This window comes from Sporichthya sp., assembly GCF_013815995.1.
In the GTDB taxonomy this organism is placed as follows: domain Bacteria; phylum Actinomycetota; class Actinomycetes; order Sporichthyales; family Sporichthyaceae; genus Sporichthya.
This window is the reverse complement of record NZ_JACDFE010000021.1, coordinates 1-16652: the sequence shown is the minus strand read 5'-3', so window position 1 is coordinate 16652 and position 16652 is coordinate 1. Positions and strand designations below refer to the sequence as shown.

Annotated in this window: 16 protein-coding genes; 7 read left to right on the top strand and 9 right to left on the bottom strand. The window is 69.4% G+C overall.

What is annotated here, in order from left to right; all coding sequences use genetic code 11:
* The first annotated feature begins 7 nt into the window (after positions 1-7).
* Entirely contained in the window at positions 8-514 is a 507-nt protein-coding gene (locus tag H0X00_RS04360; protein ID WP_293767533.1) for an OsmC family protein, read from the top strand.
* Between the two features lie 71 nt (positions 515-585).
* On the opposite strand, the gene typA is transcribed toward H0X00_RS04360, so the two are convergent.
* The 4 genes from typA to H0X00_RS04340 form a co-directional block, all read right to left on the bottom strand.
* Complete coding sequence (gene typA, locus H0X00_RS04355; protein WP_293767532.1) at positions 586-2460, bottom strand: translational GTPase TypA; 1875 nt, start codon at positions 2458-2460, stop codon at positions 586-588.
* Between the two features lie 89 nt (positions 2461-2549).
* The gene (locus H0X00_RS04350) at positions 2550-3179 is read right to left on the bottom strand and encodes a TetR family transcriptional regulator (RefSeq protein WP_293767531.1); all 630 of its coding nucleotides are present in this window, start codon (positions 3177-3179) and stop codon (positions 2550-2552) included.
* Complete coding sequence (locus H0X00_RS04345; RefSeq protein ID WP_293767530.1) at positions 3176-3916, bottom strand: ABC transporter permease; 741 nt, start codon at positions 3914-3916, stop codon at positions 3176-3178. The genes H0X00_RS04350 and H0X00_RS04345 overlap by 4 nt, the downstream gene beginning before the upstream one ends.
* Complete coding sequence (locus H0X00_RS04340) at positions 3913-4629, bottom strand: ABC transporter ATP-binding protein (protein WP_293767529.1); 717 nt, start codon at positions 4627-4629, stop codon at positions 3913-3915. The genes H0X00_RS04345 and H0X00_RS04340 overlap by 4 nt, the downstream gene beginning before the upstream one ends.
* Positions 4630-4710: 81 nt before the next feature.
* Here H0X00_RS04340 and H0X00_RS04335 point away from each other — a divergent pair, with 81 nt between their 5' ends.
* Together H0X00_RS04335 and H0X00_RS04330 are read left to right on the top strand one after the other, a co-directional pair.
* Positions 4711-5262, top strand: coding sequence for a GNAT family N-acetyltransferase (locus tag H0X00_RS04335; protein ID WP_293767549.1), 552 nt, complete (start codon positions 4711-4713; stop codon positions 5260-5262).
* A 141-nt stretch (positions 5263-5403) separates the two neighbouring features.
* Entirely contained in the window at positions 5404-6069 is a 666-nt protein-coding gene (locus tag H0X00_RS04330; protein ID WP_293767528.1) for a pyridoxamine 5'-phosphate oxidase family protein, read from the top strand.
* Here the strand turns inward: H0X00_RS04330 and H0X00_RS04325 are convergent.
* The 4 genes from H0X00_RS04325 to H0X00_RS04310 all read right to left on the bottom strand — a co-directional run bounded on the left by H0X00_RS04325 (position 6066) and on the right by H0X00_RS04310 (position 10263).
* Positions 6066-7370: an HNH endonuclease signature motif containing protein gene (locus H0X00_RS04325; protein WP_293767527.1), complete on the bottom strand. Its 1305-nt coding sequence runs from the start codon at positions 7368-7370 to the stop codon at positions 6066-6068. The genes H0X00_RS04330 and H0X00_RS04325 overlap by 4 nt on opposite strands.
* A gap of 93 nt (positions 7371-7463) precedes the next feature.
* Positions 7464-7628: a hypothetical protein gene (locus H0X00_RS04320; protein ID WP_293767526.1), complete on the bottom strand. Its 165-nt coding sequence runs from the start codon at positions 7626-7628 to the stop codon at positions 7464-7466.
* Complete coding sequence (locus tag H0X00_RS04315) at positions 7628-8881, bottom strand: class I SAM-dependent methyltransferase (RefSeq protein WP_293767525.1); 1254 nt, start codon at positions 8879-8881, stop codon at positions 7628-7630. Before H0X00_RS04315 ends, H0X00_RS04320 begins: the two co-directional genes overlap by 1 nt.
* A gap of 17 nt (positions 8882-8898) precedes the next feature.
* The gene (locus tag H0X00_RS04310) at positions 8899-10263 is read right to left on the bottom strand and encodes an FAD-binding oxidoreductase (RefSeq protein ID WP_293767524.1); all 1365 of its coding nucleotides are present in this window, start codon (positions 10261-10263) and stop codon (positions 8899-8901) included.
* A gap of 54 nt (positions 10264-10317) precedes the next feature.
* Between H0X00_RS04310 and H0X00_RS04305 the strand changes: the two genes are divergently transcribed.
* From H0X00_RS04305 to H0X00_RS04290, 4 genes are all read left to right on the top strand, one after another.
* Positions 10318-11496, top strand: coding sequence for a hypothetical protein (locus tag H0X00_RS04305; protein ID WP_293767523.1), 1179 nt, complete (start codon positions 10318-10320; stop codon positions 11494-11496).
* A gap of 312 nt (positions 11497-11808) precedes the next feature.
* Positions 11809-12603, top strand: a complete 795-nt coding sequence (locus tag H0X00_RS04300; RefSeq protein WP_293767522.1) for a hypothetical protein — start codon at positions 11809-11811, stop codon at positions 12601-12603.
* An 11-nt stretch (positions 12604-12614) separates the two neighbouring features.
* Positions 12615-14441, top strand: coding sequence for a fumarate reductase/succinate dehydrogenase flavoprotein subunit (locus H0X00_RS04295; RefSeq protein WP_293767520.1), 1827 nt, complete (start codon positions 12615-12617; stop codon positions 14439-14441).
* Between the two features lie 2 nt (positions 14442-14443).
* Positions 14444-15253, top strand: a complete 810-nt coding sequence (locus H0X00_RS04290; protein WP_367186425.1) for a succinate dehydrogenase/fumarate reductase iron-sulfur subunit — start codon at positions 14444-14446, stop codon at positions 15251-15253.
* Here the strand turns inward: H0X00_RS04290 and H0X00_RS04285 are convergent.
* Positions 15250-16652 (bottom strand): serine hydrolase (locus H0X00_RS04285; protein ID WP_293767517.1); only part of this gene is annotated, 1403 nt, incomplete at its 5' end. The two genes, H0X00_RS04290 and H0X00_RS04285, sit on opposite strands and share 4 nt — an antisense overlap.

Sequence of the window (16652 nt, the reverse complement as noted above, 5' to 3'; positions counted from 1 at the left end):
TGCCGCCATGGACAAGGCGAAGCTCCAGGAGATGCAGGCCCCACTCAAGGCGCAGTACCGGGACGCCCCCGACGCCGCGCTGATCACCCTGTCCGCGGACGGCACGCTCGACGACGGCATCGCCTGCTCGGTGCAGACCGGCAAGGCCATGGTCGAAGCCGGGTTGCATCCCGCGTCGGGCGGCAACGGCCTCCAGGCCTGCTCCGGCGACATGCTGCTGCAGGCACTGGTCGCCTGCGCCGGCGTGACGCTGCGCGCGGTGGCCACCTCGCTGGAGATCCCGATCACCGGCGGCACCCTGCGCGCCGAAGGTGACCTCGACTTCCGCGGCACGCTCGGCGTGGCCAAGGACGCCGCGGTCGGCTTCACCGCGATCCGGCTGCACATCGACGTCGACACCGAGGCCGACGCCGAACAGCTCGCGACCCTGCTGAAGCTGACCGAGCGCTACTGCGTCGTCTACCAGACCCTCGCGGGCAACCCCCTGCTGAAGGTGGACCTCAGCTCGGCCTGATCTCTCCCACAACGTCCGACGATGCGAGCGCTATAGCTCACGGGGCATCGGACGCTACGAGGGAGCGCCCGTCAGGACGTGGGGTACTGCGCGGCCTTGCTGGCGCGGCCGCGGGTGCGCTCGCGGATCTTGGCGTCGAGTTCGACCTTGCGCAGCCGCACGAAGCCGGGGGTGACCTCGATGCACTCGTCCTCGCGGCAGAACTCCAGCGCCTGCTCCAGCGACAACAGGCGCGCGGGCACCAGCCGCTCGAGCTCGTCGCTGGTGGACTGGCGCATGTTGGTGAGCTTCTTCTCCTTGCAGATGTTCACGTCCATGTCCTCGGAGCGCGCGTTCTCTCCGACGATCATGCCCTCGTAGACCTCGGTGCCGGGCCCGACGAACATCGCGCCGCGCTCCTGCAGATTGGCCAGGGCGAACCCGGTCGCGGGGCCCTTGCGGTCGGCCACCAGGGAGCCCGAGGGGCGCGTGCGCAGCTCGCCGTGCCAGGGCTCGTACCTGTCGAAGACGTGATGCAGCAGGCCGGTGCCGCGGGTCTCGGTGAGGAACTCGGTGCGGAAGCCGATCAGGCCACGCGCCGGCACCCGGTACTCCATCCGGACCCAGCCGGTGCCGTGGTTGACCATCTGCTCCATGCGGCCCTTGCGCAGGCCGAGCAGCTGGGTGACGACGCCGACGTAGTCCTCGGGGACGTCGATGGTCATGTGCTCCATCGGCTCGCAGAGCTTGCCGTCGATCACCCTGGTGACGACCTGCGGCTTGCCGACGGTCATCTCGAAACCCTCGCGGCGCATCAGTTCGACCAGGATCGCGAGCTGGAGCTCACCGCGGCCCTGAATCTCCCAGGTGTCCGGCCGCTCGGTCGCCAGCATACGGATCGACACGTTGCCGACGAGCTCGGCCTCGAGCCGGTTCTTCACCAGACGGGCCGTCAGTTTCGTGCCGGACTGGCCCGACAGCGGCGAGGTGTTGATACCGATCGTCATCGAGATGGACGGCTCGTCCACGGTGATGAGCGGCAGCGGGACCGGGTTCTCCAGGTCGGCGAGGGTCTCCCCGATGGTGATCTCGGGGATACCGGCGATCGCGATGATGTCCCCGGCCCAGGCGCGCTCGGCCGGGACGCGCTCGAGGGCTTCGGTGAGGAAGAGCTCGGTGACCTTGACCCGTTCGACGGTGCCGTCGGTGCGGCACCAGGCGACCTGCTGGCCCTTGCGGATCTCGCCCTCGTACACCCGGCACAGCGCGAGGCGGCCCAGGTAGGGCGAGGAGTCCAGGTTGGTGACGTGGGCCTGCAGCGGTGCGCCCTCGGTGTACTCCGGCGCCGGGATGGTCTCCATGATCGTGTTCATCAGCGGGCGCAGGTCCGTGGCGTCGGGCATCGTGCCGTCGGCCGGGCGGGTCAACGAGGCGAGACCGGCCTTGGCCGAGGCGTAGATGATCGGGAACTCGATCTGGTGCTCGTCGGCGTCCAGGTCCAGGAACAGCTCGTAGACCTCGTCGACGACCTCGGCGATGCGGGAGTCGGGGCGGTCCACCTTGTTGATGCAGAGCACCACCGGCAGCTTCTTCTCCAGCGCCTTGCGCAGCACGAAGCGGGTGCCCGGCAGCGCACCCTCGGACGCGTCGACGAGCAGCACGACGCCGTGGATCATCTCCAGGCCGCGCTCCACCTCGCCGCCGAAGTCGGCGTGGCCGGGGGTGTCGATGATGTTGATGGTCAGCGGGTCGCCGGCGTCCGAGACCCACTGCACAGCCGTGTTCTTGGCCAGGATCGTGATGCCCTTTTCCCGCTCCAGGTCCATGGAGTCCATGACGCACTTGTTGACGTCCTGGCCCTCCCGGAAGGCGCCGGCCTGCCAGAGCATGGCGTCGACCAGCGTGGTCTTGCCGTGGTCGACGTGGGCGACGATTGCCACGTTGCGCAGATCGGAGCGAACGGGCACGACGGAACTCCTGACAGAAAGAAACACGGCGAACTACCCCTCATTGTCCCGTACCCGCGGGAGTGGTCACGATCACACGTCGGACGGGCTCAACCGGGCCCTGCGCCGCTGAAATAGCCGCGGATCGCCGGCGTGACCCGAGCGATCACCTCGTCCTCCGGCGCGGAGGCCAGCGGTTCGACCCGGACCACGTAGCGCATCAGGGCGACACCGACGATGTGCGCAGCCGCCAGATTGATTCGTAGCCCGAGGTCCGGCGCCGGCGGCAGGTGCTCCGCAACCCGGGCGAACAGGGCTGTGGAGATGAACGACCGCATCATCTCGGCGCCGATCTCACTGTTGGTGGCGGAGCGCAACAGCCCGAGGAACGGCGCCCGGGTGTCCGCGTCACGCCAGATCGAGAAGATGAACCGGATCATCCGATCGGCCACCTCGTCCGGCCCGGCCGCGCCCGCCAGCACGGTGGGAAGCACGTCAGCCGGGTTGAAGGGCAGCTGCATCGCGGCGACGAACAGGGCCTCCTTGCCCTTGAAGTAGTGATGCACCAGGGCCGGGTCGACGCCGGCCGCGCGGGCGATGCCGCGCATGCTCGCGCCGTCATAGCCCTGTGCGGCGAACTCCGCCCGCGCCGCCCCCACGATCAGGGCGGCCGTGTCCTCCCCACCCGAACCGCCGGAGGGTCGGCCCCGGCCGCGACGCGGCTTGTCCGCAACACTCACGCGCTCTGCCGACTCAACGTCGCGGCGCCGGCCGCCAGCGCGAGGAAGGCGGAACCGCCGATGATGGCGAGGTCCCGGCCGATCTGGCCGGTCAGCCCCCCTCGCTCGACCGACTCGGCCATCGCGTCCACGGCGTAGGACAGGGGCAGGAAATCGGAGATGGCGTTGAGGGTGGAGTTGAGTTGCTCGCGCGGCACGAGCAGCCCGCACAGCAGGAACTGGGGCAGGACGAACGCGGGCATCAACTGCACCGCTTGGAACTCGGTGCGGGCGAAGGCGCTGGCGAACAGACCGGCGGCCGCCCCGAACACGGCCACTGTCGACGCGGTGAGGAACATCGCCCAGCCGCCGCGGGTCTCGGCGTCCACGCCGTACCAGGTCATGGTCAGCCCGGTCGCGATCCCCGCCTGCACGATCGCCACCAGACCGAACGCGAATCCGTAGCCGAGCAACAGGTCGAGCTTGTTCATCGGCGTGGTCAGCAACCGCTCCAGCGTCCCGGTCCGCCGTTCCCGCAGGGTGGCCACCGAGGTCACAATGAACATGACGACGAATGGCATGAGGCCGAGCATCCGTGGGCCGATCTGGTCGAACCGACCCGGGATGTCGCTGTAGATCCAGCACATCAGGCCGAGGATCACCGACGGCAGCACCAACAGCATCACGACGGTGCGATGGTCGCGCCGCAGCTGGGTCAGCACCCGCGCCCCCGTGGCAAAGGTGATCCTGGGGTTCATGCCGCCACCTGCTCCCCGAGCATCGCGAGGAAGGCGTCCTCGGCGGAGGTGGTTCCGGTGCCGGCCAGCATTCCCTCGCGGGTGTCGGCGGCGAGCACCGCGCCCTCGCGCAGGAAGATCAGGCGGTCGCAGTGCTCGGCCTCGTCCATGACGTGGCTGGACACCAACAGCGTCGTTCCACCGGCGGCGAGTTCGGCGAAGAACTCCCAGAGCCGTCGGCGCAGCAGCGGATCCAGGCCCACGGTCGGCTCGTCGAGGACGAGCAGTGCGGGCCGGCCCACCAGCGCTGCCGCCAGCGACACCCGCGCCCGCTGCCCGCCGGAGAGCTGTTCGGCGCGGCGCCCGGCCAGGTCGGTGAGGTCCACCGCGGCGAGCGCAGCTGACGCTGCGTCAGCCCCGGCGCCCACCATGGCGCCGAAGTAGCGCACGTTCTCGGCCACGGTGAGATCGCCGTAGACCGACGGCGCCTGGGTGACATAGCCGACCCGGTGCCGCAGCTCCGACGAGCCCGCCGGCAGCCCGAGCACGGACACGCTGCCGGCGAAGCGCTGCACCCCGACGATCGTGCGCATCAGGGTCGTCTTGCCACAGCCGCTCGGCCCGAGCAGGCCGGTGATGGACCCTGCCGCCACGTCGAGCCCGTCGACGGTGAGCACCCGCCGTCCGCCGCGGGTCACCGAGAGGTCCCGCATCACCACCGCTGAATTCATCATATGATGAATATTGACCTCACCGGAGCCGCACGTCAAATCGGATCGATCCGGCGGGGGCGCAGCCGCGAGGATGTTGCCGTGATGGATCTCCCCGACGGCCTGCAGCTGCGCCTGGCCGCTCCCGCCGACGCCGATGCCATCCAGGCCCTGATGACCGCCTCGGTGGCGGCGATCTTCCCCGCGTTCTACGACCCGGAGCAGACCGCGAGCGGCCTGCGGTACATCGGCGTGCTGGACCTGACGCTGGTCGAGGACGGCACCTACTTCCTCATCGAGGCGCCGGACGGAGCCTTGGCCGCCTGCGGCGGCTGGAGCCGGCGAGACAAGCTGTTCAACGGCGCGCAGGTGACCGGGGTCGAGGCCCGGCTGCTCGACCCGGCCACCGAGCCGGCCCGGGTGCGCGCGATGTTCGTGCACGGCGACTGGACCCGTCGCGGCCTCGGGACCCGCATCCTGGAGGCCTGCGAGGACGCCGCCCGCGCGGAGGGCTTCACCGAGCTGGCCCTGATGGCGACGATGCCCGGCCTGCAGCTCTACCGGTCCTGGGGCTTCGGCGACGAACAGCCGCAGGAACTGCCGATGCCGGACGGGGTCCTCGTGCCCGGCGTCGCGATGTCGAGAAGGGTCACGTAGTGGTGTGTCTGCGAATTGAGGCGGTGTAGGCGCCGCGGACGCTGCCGAATCAATTCGCAGGCGGACCACTAGCCCCGCAGTCCAATCCGCAGACCACTAATCCCGCGGCGGGGCGCACCCTCCGCACGTAACCTCACCGGTGTGACCGAACGCTTCGTGCCCACCGCGCGCACCCGCCCGAACCGACTCCGGGAACGGGTGCAGGACGACGTCGCCGGCGTGCATGCCGTTCTCGACGCCGGCCCCGTCTGTCACGTCGGCTTCACCGGACCTGACGGCCCGACAGTTCTGCCCACTCTGCATGTGCGCATCGGCGACCAGATCTACCTGCACGCCTCCACCGGCAGCTGGTTGCGCCGGCTCGAGGGCCAGCAGATCTGCCTGACCGTTACCTGCGTGGACGGCCTGGTGCTGGCGCGCTCGACCTTCCACCACTCGATGAACTACCGCTGCGCCATGGTCTTCGGGGCGCTGCGCACGGTCACCGACGAGCGGGAGAAATTGGCCGCGCTGGACGCCTTGGTCGAGCGGCTGTCCCCCGGCCGTTCCCGCGAGGCCCGGGGCCCCAACCCGCGGGAGCTCGTCGCCACCGCGGTCGTGGCGTTGCGCATCCATGAAGCGACGGCGAAGGTCCGCACCGGCGGCCCGAAGGACGACGAGGAGGACATGGGCCTCGACGTCTGGGCCGGCGTGATCCCGGTCCGCACCGTCCTCGGCGAGCCCGAGCCCGACGGCGTCCCCCCGCGACCGCTCCCCGCTGGTGCGCTGACTCCTGGATGGACGTCGAGCGGCTCGGAGATCCGCTAGTCCCTACCGGGCACATCGGGGTCGAGCGCGCCCTTCATCGCCCGCTGGGTGCGCCAGTAGGTGTTGGTGAGGAAGTTGCGCTCCGGGTCGATCCACGTCGGTGGCCGGAGCTGTGGCCTTCGGTCTGGTCCGAGTTCGACGTCCCAGCCGTCGCGGTGGATCACGACATGGTGGTGCTCGCAGAACAGGCCCATCTTGTCCACGTCGGTGCGTCCGCCCTCGGCCCACGATGGGAAGTGGTGGGCGATGCAGAATTCGGCCGGCCTGGTGCAGTCGTGGAACTGGCAACCGGTGTCGCGGGCGACCAGGGCGATCCACTGGGACGGGGTGACGGTGCGGACCCGGCGGCCCATCTCCAGCGGGGCCTTGTCCTTGGTCATGATCACCGCGATCAGGTCCGCGTCGCAGGCGATCCGTTGCAGGGCGTGGCCGGAAAGCTCCTCACCCGAGGCGGTGGTGCCGAACCCGGCGCCGGTGCGCAGGGTCTCGGCGGTGGCGGTGATGACCAGTCGGGGTCGTTCCCCGCGGGCCCGGGGTCCGCGGCCCTTGCGCAGTGCTTGGGCGATCAGGTCGAGCATCGCGTCGGCGCGGCGGACCTGGGGGACGCGGGGGTCCTTGGCGCCGTCGGGGCCGGGCTGCGGGGCCGAGATCGCCGACATCGCGGCTTTGACCAAGGCGATGTTCTCGTCGGTGTCGCGCCAGGACAGGGTCTGGGTGCCGTCGTGGTTGTCCCGGATGTTGCACCCGCGCCGTTCCCGGGCGATCTCCTCGCGGTCCAGCGTGCCGTCGGGGTCGATGCAGGCATCGATGCGCTTGCCCATCCGGCGCAAGTCGTGGGCGTTGAAGGTGCCGCTCTGGGCGAGCAGAAATGTCTCGGCGTCGGCCTTGGCCTGGAAGGAGGCCTTCTTGGGCAGGCCGGCCACGACACCGGTGATGGCGCGGGCCTGTTCGTAGGAGACGGTGCCGGCGGTGAACGCGGCGCCGGTGTCGCGGCACTGCTCGCTGAGGCGCTGCATCATGCGGATGCGTTCCCCGGCCAGTTGCGGGGACATGTGCAGGATGCGGATCAGCCAGGCGCGCAGATTCGGCGCCCCGACCGTGGTCGGGATGGAACGGGACTCGACCTCGCTCAGCAGCCGCAAGCTCGCGGCGGTCTGCTGGGCCTCGACGACGTGGTGGCCGCGGGTCATACCCGCGACCTCGCCATCAGAGAGCTGCCACGCCGACTCGTTCAGCAACGTGGTGAACGCCGAGGTCGCGGCCTTCATCGCCGCGTACGCCTCGATCAGGTCCCCACCCATACCGTCAACCTACGACCCACCACTGACAGTTCGCTTCAGCCTCGGTAGACCCAGAAACCCCTACTGCATCTACAGCCTGACGCTTCGTCAGTCCTAGCCGCGGCGGAACAGGCGGGCGAATAGTCCGGTGCCGGGCTCCCGCGGATGCCCTTCGCACCAGTTCTCCGCCGGGATGCCGCTGCGGACCGCCTCGACATGCGCGCCACAGCCGGACCAGGTGATCTTCTGGCACTGCCGGCAGGTGGTGGCTCTACACATCAGCTGTTCCAGTCCGGGCGCAGGGGGAAGTTCGCGGTGCCGACGTCGTCGCAGCGGACGCCGAGCACCTGGTGCAGCTCGATGAAGCGGCAGTCGAAGCCGACCCGGCAGGCGGCCATGTAGAGCAGCCAGATCCGGGCCCGGTTGGCGCCGACCTCGGCGACGGCCTCGTCCCAGTTCGACTCGAGGTTCGCGCACCAGCCCTTGAGCGTCATGGCGTAGTGCTCGCGCAGGTTCTCCTGGTGGCGCACCTCGAGGCCGTTGTCCTGCATGGCCGAGACGATGTCGCCGACGCCCTCCAGCTCCCCGTCCGGGAAGACGTAGCGGTCGATGAACTTGCCGGCCTTCGCGGGCTGCGCGGTGGACGGCCGGGTGATGCAGTGGTTGAGGATCCGCCCGTAGGGCCGCAGCTTGCCGCGCAGGAAGGTGAAGTAGGCCGGCAACTGCCTGGCGCCGATGTGCTCGGTGAGTCCGATCGAGGAGATCGCGTCGAAGCCGTCCTCGGGCACGTCGCGGTAGTCCAGGTGCCGGACCTCGGCGAGGTGTTCGAGGCCCTCCTCCTTGATCCGGTGCTGCGCCCACGCCGCCTGCTGGGCGGACAGCGTCACGCCGAGCGCCCGGACCCCGTACTCCTTGGCCGCGTGCCGGACCATGCCGCCCCAGCCACAGCCCACGTCGAGCAGGCGCATGCCGGGCTTGAGCCCGAGCTTGCGCGCGACCAGGTCCTGCTTGGTCCACTGCGCCTCCTCCAGCGAGGCGGCCGCCTTCGGGAAGACCGCGCAGGTGTAGGACATCGACGGTCCGAGCACCCACTCGTAGAAGCGGTTGGACACGTCGTAGTGGTGGGAGATCGCCCGGCTGTCACGGAGCCGGGTGTGCCGCATGATCCCGCCCTTGTGGCGGATCTCCTCCGGCGGCGGCTCGACCGGGCGCAGGTTCTGGATCCCGAAGTCGCGCAGCAGTTCCAGCCGGGCCCGGGTCGACAGGGTCTCTCCGCCGCCGCCGGCGCCCAGGCCGTACAACGCCAGGTAGAGGTCGCCGTGCACCTTGAGGTGGCCGGTGATGTAGGCGCGGACCAGCCCCAGCTCGCCCGGCGAGCTCAACAGGTAGCTCAGCGCGGTGCGGGAGGTGATGTCGACGGTGACCTCGGCGTCCGGGTCGCCGCCCACGCTGCCGTCGAACGCGGTCACCCGCGTCGGGACGCGCGGGCTCAGCACGCGGGCGAACACTTCCGCGATGCCTGGCCGACTCATGCCCGTCCTCCTGACCGTTACCGGTTGCGCACGCACTTGGCGTACAGATCGAGCAACCGTGCCTCGGGATCGTAAGTCTTCTTCACGACCTCGTACGCAGGGCCGTTGTAGAGGCGCCAGAACTCGTCCTCGGAATAGAAGGACGTCGAGTACAGCGACTTGCGTCCCCCGAGGCCGTCGACCACCCGCTCGATCAGTTGGTTGTGGTCCCCGTCGGCCTGGCCGGGCGCGAGCGGCACCGTGGACCAGAAGCCGAAGTTGACGTAGAGCGAGTCGGTGAAGCGGTAGAGCGGCCACTCGGCGTCCGGGTCGCGCTGACGTAGCGGGCAGATCCAGAACGGCTCGATCGGGATGTCCCGTAGGAAGAACTCGCAGAACTCCTCGGCGCGCCCGATCGGCACCTCGATGTCCTGCACGACGTCCTCACGCGGGGCCAGCCCGCGCAGCTTCTCGATCCGGGCGTTGAGGTGGGTGCGTCGCTCGAAGGCGACGATCTTCCAGTACACGTCCGAGCGCAGGAACCTGCGGCCGGCGAGCCGGCGCACCCACTTCTTCTGCGCCCCGAACGCCCGCGAGCACCAGAACCAGTCGGTGTCCCAGCGCCACAGGTAGTCGCGGGTGGTCAGGAAGTCCTCGGCCTTGCTCTGCAGCGAGCGGTAGTAGATCTCGGTCCAGGTGTAGTCGGAGAGGTGCGTCGCCTCGTCGACGAAGGTGCCGACGGTCAGGTACAGCTCGTCACGGGAGAACACGGTGCCGTCGACGAAGTCGACGGGACGCCCGTCCAGCGTCCGCTCCGTGCACAGCCGCGCCATCTCGGCGAACAGCGGGCCAGGCTCGCGGAAGCGCAGGTGCCGCAGCGCGACGAACGCCTTGACCGGTTCCAGCTCAATCTCGAGGCGCAGCGCGTAGCCGAGCGTGCCGTAGGAGTTCGGGAAGGCGTGGAACAGGTCGGCGTGCTCATTGTCGGCGCGGGCCACGATCACCCGGCCGTCGCCGGTGAGGATCTCCATCTCGCTGACCGACTCGTGCGGGCAGCCGTTGCGGAAGGACGAGGACTCGATGCCGAGCCCGGTCACCGCGCCGCCCAGGGTGATGGTCTTCAGCTGCGGGACGACCAGCGGCATCAGCCCGTACGGCAGGGTCGCGTCGACGAGCTGCTCGTAGGTGACCATGCCCTCGACCGAGGCGGTCCGGGCCACCGGGTCGACGTGCAGGACGTGGGTGAAGGACGTGACGTCCAGCCCGGGGGCGGTGGTGGCCGCGCGCTGACGGAACAGGTTGGAGGTCTTCTTCGCCAGCCGGACCGGGGCGTCGGGCGGGATCGCCTGGAACTGCTCCACCAGACGTGCCACCCGCTGCGCGTGGCTGGTGGGGTGTTCCATGGCCACAGTGTCCGTGGTGACGCCTGTGCGGGGCAATTCCCTTAGGGTTCGCGCATGGCGACCCCGGCGCCCCGCCGCACCGGACGCGAGGGCGCCCTCGGCGAGATCGAGGACTGGTTCGTCGCCCGCGGCGTCCCCCACCTGATCGACGGCTACAGCGCCACCCGCGATGTGCTGACCCGATCGGTGCCCGTGCTCAGCCTGATCTTCGTCGCCGAGGTGCTCGGCGCCACCGAGCTGGAGTGGCCGTGGTGGGGCAATGTGCTCGCGCTGCTCGGAGGGCTGGGCGCGCTGCTCGGGTTCTGGGCCGGGTTCAACAAGTTCCGCGCCCGCCCGCTGCTGGCCCGCCCGGACGACGTCGGGCCACCTGAGCTCGCCCTGTTCGTGATCGCCCCGGCGCTGCTTCCGCTGATCTTCGGTGGCCATGCCGGGGCCGCGGCGCTGACCGCTGCAGCGAACCTGGCCGCCATCGGGCTGGTCTACCTGGGGATCAGCTACGGCGCGGTCCCGCTGACCCGGTGGGCTGCGATCCACCTCGTCCGCGAGCTGAGCTCCGTGCTCAGCCTGAGCGCGCGGGCGCTGCCGCTGCTCCTCGTCTTCGGGGTCGTCCTGGTGGTCAACACCGAGGTCTGGCAGATGTCGGCCTCGCTGGACACCGCGTCGCTGGTCGCCACCGTCGGGCTGTTCGTCGTGGTCGGAGCCGCCCTGCTGGCGGCCCGAATCCCCCGCGAGGTGCACGGACTGGAAATCTGGGACGGCCCGGAGGACCTGGCGCGCCGTCTGGCCGGCACCCCGGCCGAGCAACTGGCGAACCGCTGGACTGATGGAGCCGACTGCCCGGCGCCCCCACCGCTGCGGCGCCGGCACTGGGCCAACCTCGGACTGGTGCTGCTGTTCGCCCAGGGCCTGCAGGTGCTGCTGGTCGCGGTGACCGTCGGAACGTTCTTCGCCGGCTTCGGGATGCTCGCCATCACCCCGCAGACAGCCGAGGCCTGGACCGGCAGCGGCCTGGACCGCTGGGCGAGCCTCGACCTGGGCGACCGCGACCTCGTGCTCTCCGGCGAACTGGTCAAGGTCGCGGTCTTCATCGGCGGGCTCGCCGGGCTGTCGTTCGCGATCTCCGCCCTGACCGATGAGACCTACCGGCGCGAGTTCACGGGCGACGTGCTGGGCGATCTGCGTCAGGTCCTCGCTGTCCGCGCGGCCTACCTGGCGGCGCTGGCTGCTCGATGACAGCCCGGCGAGCACCCGGTGTCGCCGATGTGAGAACTTCCACAACGCCTGGCGACGTTGTCGCGGGCTGACCCGGCGTCAGACCCACAGCTATGGTTGCGAACAGGGGACCTACCTGCACTTATGAGGTAACCCTAACTTCATCGGGCCCCCGCGCTCCTGGTCAAGATCGGATCTGCGCAGGTCATCGCGGCTTCAAGTGCGAATTCCTCACGTCCACCCAGCGTGAGTTCGGGCGGCTCGGTGCGCAATGATTCCGAGCGGCCTGGTCCCCCGCCGGGCGAGCAACCCCCTGCATCAGGAGTACCGCCGATGGCTGGCACCGGAGTTTTCTCCCCCGGACGCGCCAAGATCGAGGCCCGCACACTTCGGCGGGATCGATGGTGGCTGGAGCCGGCGATCACCTTCACGGTGTTCACGGCCTTCATCATCTACTCGACGATCCGCGCGTTCTGGGACGTCAACATCTACTCGGCCGAGGACCACCTGCTCTCGCCGTTCTACTCGCCGTGTCTGACCAACGACTGTCCCGAGGGCGCCTCGCACCTGGGCACCCCGGTCGGTGACTGGTTCCCGCTCTCGCCGGCGCTGCTGATCCTCATCCTGCCGCTCGGCTTCCGGATGACCTGTTACTACTACCGAAAGGCCTACTACCGGGCCTTCTGGCTCTCGCCCCCGGCCTGCGCCGTGGCCGAGCCGCACACCAAGTACACCGGCGAGACCCGGTTCCCGCTGATCTTCCAGAACGCGCACCGCTGGTTCTTCTGGCTCTCGCTGCCGCTCCCGATCCTGATCGGCTACGACGGCATCGACGCGATCTACGCCGACGGCGAATGGAAGTTCGGCCTCGGCGCCCTGGTGCTGCTGGTCGCGGCGGTCACGTTGCTGGCCTACTCGCTCTCGTGCCACTCGTGCCGGCACATCATGGGCGGCCGGCTGAACCACTTCTCCAAGCATCCGATCCGCTACTGGGGCTGGACGCAGGTGACCAAGCTCAACGGCAAGCACATGCAGCTGGCGTGGATCTCGCTGATCGCCGTCTGGTTCGCCGACTTCTACGTCCTGATGGTCGCTGCCGATGTGTTCGGCGACCCGCACATCGGCTGAGGGAACCTGAGATGACTGAGCTCGAACGCCACAGCTACGACGTCCTCGTGATCGGCGCCGGCGGCGCCGGTCTGCGTGCGGCGATCGCTGCCCACGAGGCGGGGGCCCGCACCGCGGTGGTCTGCAAGTCTCTGCTCGGCAAGGCCCACACCGTCATGGCCGAGGGCGGCATCGCCGCGGCCATGGGCAACGTGTGGCCGGAGGACAACTGGAAGGTCCACTTCCGGGACACCATGCGCGGCGGCAAGATGCTGAACAACTGGCGGATGGCCCAGTTGCACGCGCAGGAAGCTCCCTCCCGGGTCTGGGAGCTCGAGGAGTGGGGCGCGCTGTTCGACCGCACCAAGGACGGGTTGATCTCCCAGCGCGACTTCGGTGGCCACCGCTACGCCCGCCTCGCCCACGTCGGTGACCGCACCGGCCTGGAGATGATCCGCACGCTGCAGCAGCGCGTCGTCGCTCTCGGGATCGATGTGTACATGGAGTGCACGATCACCCGGCTGCTCACCGACGGCACCGGCGAGGCCGCGCACGGCGCCAACCGCGGCAACATCGCCGGCGCGTTCGGCTACTGGCGCGAGACCGGCCGCTTCGTCGCCTTCGACGCCCCCGCGGTCATCCTGGCCACCGGCGGCATCGGCAAGACCTTCAAGGTCACCTCGAACTCCTGGGAGTACAGCGGGGACGGCCACGCCCTCGCGGCGCGCGTCGGAGGCACGCTGCTCAACATGGAGTTCATCCAGTTCCACCCGACCGGAATGGTCTGGCCGCCGTCGGTGCGCGGCATCCTCGTCACCGAGTCGGTGCGTGGTGATGGCGGCATCCTGAAGAACTCCGACGGCAAGCGCTTCATGTTCGACTACATCCCGGAGTTCTTCAAAGCCGATACCGCGGACACCGAGGCCGAGGCCGACCGCTGGTACGAGGACAAGACGAACAACCGCCGCCCACCGGAGCTGCTCCCCCGCGACGAGGTCGCGCGCGCGATCAACGCGGAGGTCAAGGCCGGCCGCGGCACCCCCGCCGGTGGCGCGTTCCTGGACATCGCCAGCCGCCGCACCCCGGAGTACATCCGCAAGCGGCTGCCCTCGATGTACCACCAGTTCAAGGAACTGGCGGACGTCGACATCACCGCTGAACCCATGGAGGTCGGCCCGACCTGCCACTACATCATGGGCGGCGTCGAGGTGGAGCCGGACACTGCAGCCGCGATGGTGCCGGGCCTGTACGCAGCCGGCGAGGTCGCGGGCGGCATGCACGGCTCGAACCGCCTCGGCGGCAACTCGCTCTCGGACCTGATCGTGTTCGGCAAGCGGGCCGGCGACGCCGCCGCCGACTACGCGAAGGGCCTGGGCAGCGCACCCAAGGCGGCGGACGGTCAGATCGAGGTGGCCTCGAAGGAGGCGCTCGCGCCGTTCGAGCGCGAGGGCGGGGAGAACCCCTACGCCCTGCACCAGGAACTGCAGACCACGATGAACCTCCTGGTCGGCATCATTCGCGACGCCGACGAGATGCGCGACGCCCTGGCCAAGCTTCAGGAGTTCAAGGACCGCGCGAAGAACGTCACCGTCGAGGGCAACCGGATGTTCAACCCGGGCTGGCACCTCGCGGTCGACCTGAACAACATGCTGCTGTGTTCGGAGATGGTCGCCAAGGCGGCCCTGGAGCGCGAGGAGAGTCGCGGCGGGCACACCCGCAACGACTTCCCGAAGGCCGACCCGGAGTGGGGCAGCAAGAACCTCATCCTGTCCGAGAAGGACGGCGAGGTCTCGCTCGTGCACAAGCCGCTGCCGGTCATGCCGGACGATCTCAAGGTCCTGTTCGAGGAGTCCAAGTGACGATCACCGAGTCGGCCAACAACCCCAAGGCCTTTGCGCCGGGCGTCGACAAGTCCAAGAGCTACCAGGCCAACTTCAAGGTCTGGCGGGGCAACTCCGAGACCGGTGCGCTGCAGGACTACAGCGTCGAGGTCAACGACGGTGAGGTCGTCCTCGACATCATCTTCCGGATTCAGGCCGACCAGGCCAACGACATGGCCGTGCGCTGGAACTGCAAGGCGGGCAAGTGCGGCTCGTGCTCGGCCGAGATCAACGGCCGCCCGCGCCTGATGTGCATGACCCGGATGTCCGCGCTGCCGCCGGGCGAGGAGGTCGTGGTCACCCCGATGCGGGCCTTCCCGGTGATCAAGGACCTGGTCACCGACGTCTCGTTCAACTACGAGAAGGCCAAGCAGATCCCGGCCTTCGCCCCGAAGCCGCGCGAGGCCGACGGCACGTACCGGATGCAGCAGATCGACGTCGAGCGGGGCCAGGAGTTCCGCAAGTGCATCGAATGCTTCATGTGCCAGAACGTCTGCCACGTCGTCCGTGACCACGAGGAGAACAAGAAGTCCTTCGCCGGGCCGCGGTTCTTCATCCGCCTCGCCGAGCTCGACATGCACCCGCTCGACACCAACGACCGGCAGATGCTCGCGCAGGAGAAGCACGGCCTGGGCATGTGCAACATCACCAAGTGCTGCACCGAGGTCTGCCCCGAGCACATCAAGATCACCGACAACGGGATCATCCCGCTCAAGGAGCGCGTGGTCGACCGCAAGTACGACCCGCTGTTCAAGATCCTCGGCCTGAGCAAGAAGAAGACGAACGACTAGCCGGGCGGGCGCTCCTCGTCCCCGAGAATGCCGGGCAGGGTGCGGAACGGGCCTCCGCGGGAGTCCGCCGAGGCAGCGGGCGACTCGTCGCAGCCGGCCGACGCGCAGTCGACCGCGGCCTGCGCCGGCTCGTTCTGCATGGGGCCGAGCAGGCCCACGGGGTCCAAGGTCTCGGCCGGCTCGCGGTAGTCCGCGGTCAGGCTCGCCCGGACGGCCGCCGGCATGTCGGCCACGCCGGACATCAGCAGCCGGAAGAACTCGAAGTAGCCGCCCTTCTGCATCCCGCCGAAGAACAGATCGGTGTCCAGCCGCTCGGCGTTCGAGTGGCTGTCCGGGGCCTGCTCGCCGCTGCGGGTGATCACCAGGTCCAGGCTCGGGATCACGAAGACGTGCTGCCCGTGGCTGCCCCAGCTGTAGTACATGTCCGCCGGGGCGCTCGCGATCCAGGGCCGCGCGGGGCTGATCACGCGACGGATCATGATCGAGGCATTCACCTGGCTCTGTCCGCTGCGGCACGAGTTCAGCCACACCAGGAAGCCGTAGCCACAGTTGGCCGACGTCCCGGTGTGCAGCATCCTCAGGTAGGACCGGTCGATGAGGCGCTCTCCGGCGAAGACGCCCTGACCCCGCATCAGTTCCCCGAGCCGGCCGAACTCCAGCGGGCGCAGGAGCAGACCCGCGTGCCCCATCGTGGTGCCGGACCGGTCCCGCTGCCACCAGTAGGCCGAGAGCGGGATGCCGAGCTTGTCGAAGAACTCGCGCTGCGCGAACTCCTGATAGTCCTCGTCCCGACCGGCCCCCCGCAGCGCGTGCTGCACGACCCAGTTCAGTACCGACGGCGTGGTCTGCTCGTACTCGAAGTACTCCCCCTGGCGGTGTCGCAACGGCATCGCCATCGCCTGCCGCGGCCCGGCCACATCCGCGCTCAGCGCCAGCCCACGGAACCAGTTCAGCTCCAGACCCGACGTCATGGTGAGCAGGCTGCGCACGGTGATCGCCCGGTGGTGCGCATCGCCCACGCCATCGGGCAGGTAGCGCCCGATGGGGGCATCCACCGAGATCAGGCCCTGCCGGACCGCGACTCCGGCGATCAGCGCGGAGACGGTCTTGGTCTGGCTCCAGTTCTGGCGCGGGATCCGGTCGGTCGCGGCGTCCAGCGCGCCCTCGGCGACCAGGCAGCCGTGCCGGAACACCTTGAGGTTCTCCGCACCCTCGGCGACCCAGTAGTCCATGGCGGCGCGCACGGCGGCCGGGTCCAGCCCGACTGCTTCGGCAGCCGCCCGCGGATACTCCCCGGTCCGGGTGATCGCGCAGCCCGCCGGCGGGGTCTCGGTAGAGGCGACCTGAGCGGCGGCGGCCTGAGCGGCGGCGACCTGAGCGGCGGCGGCCTGAGCGGCGG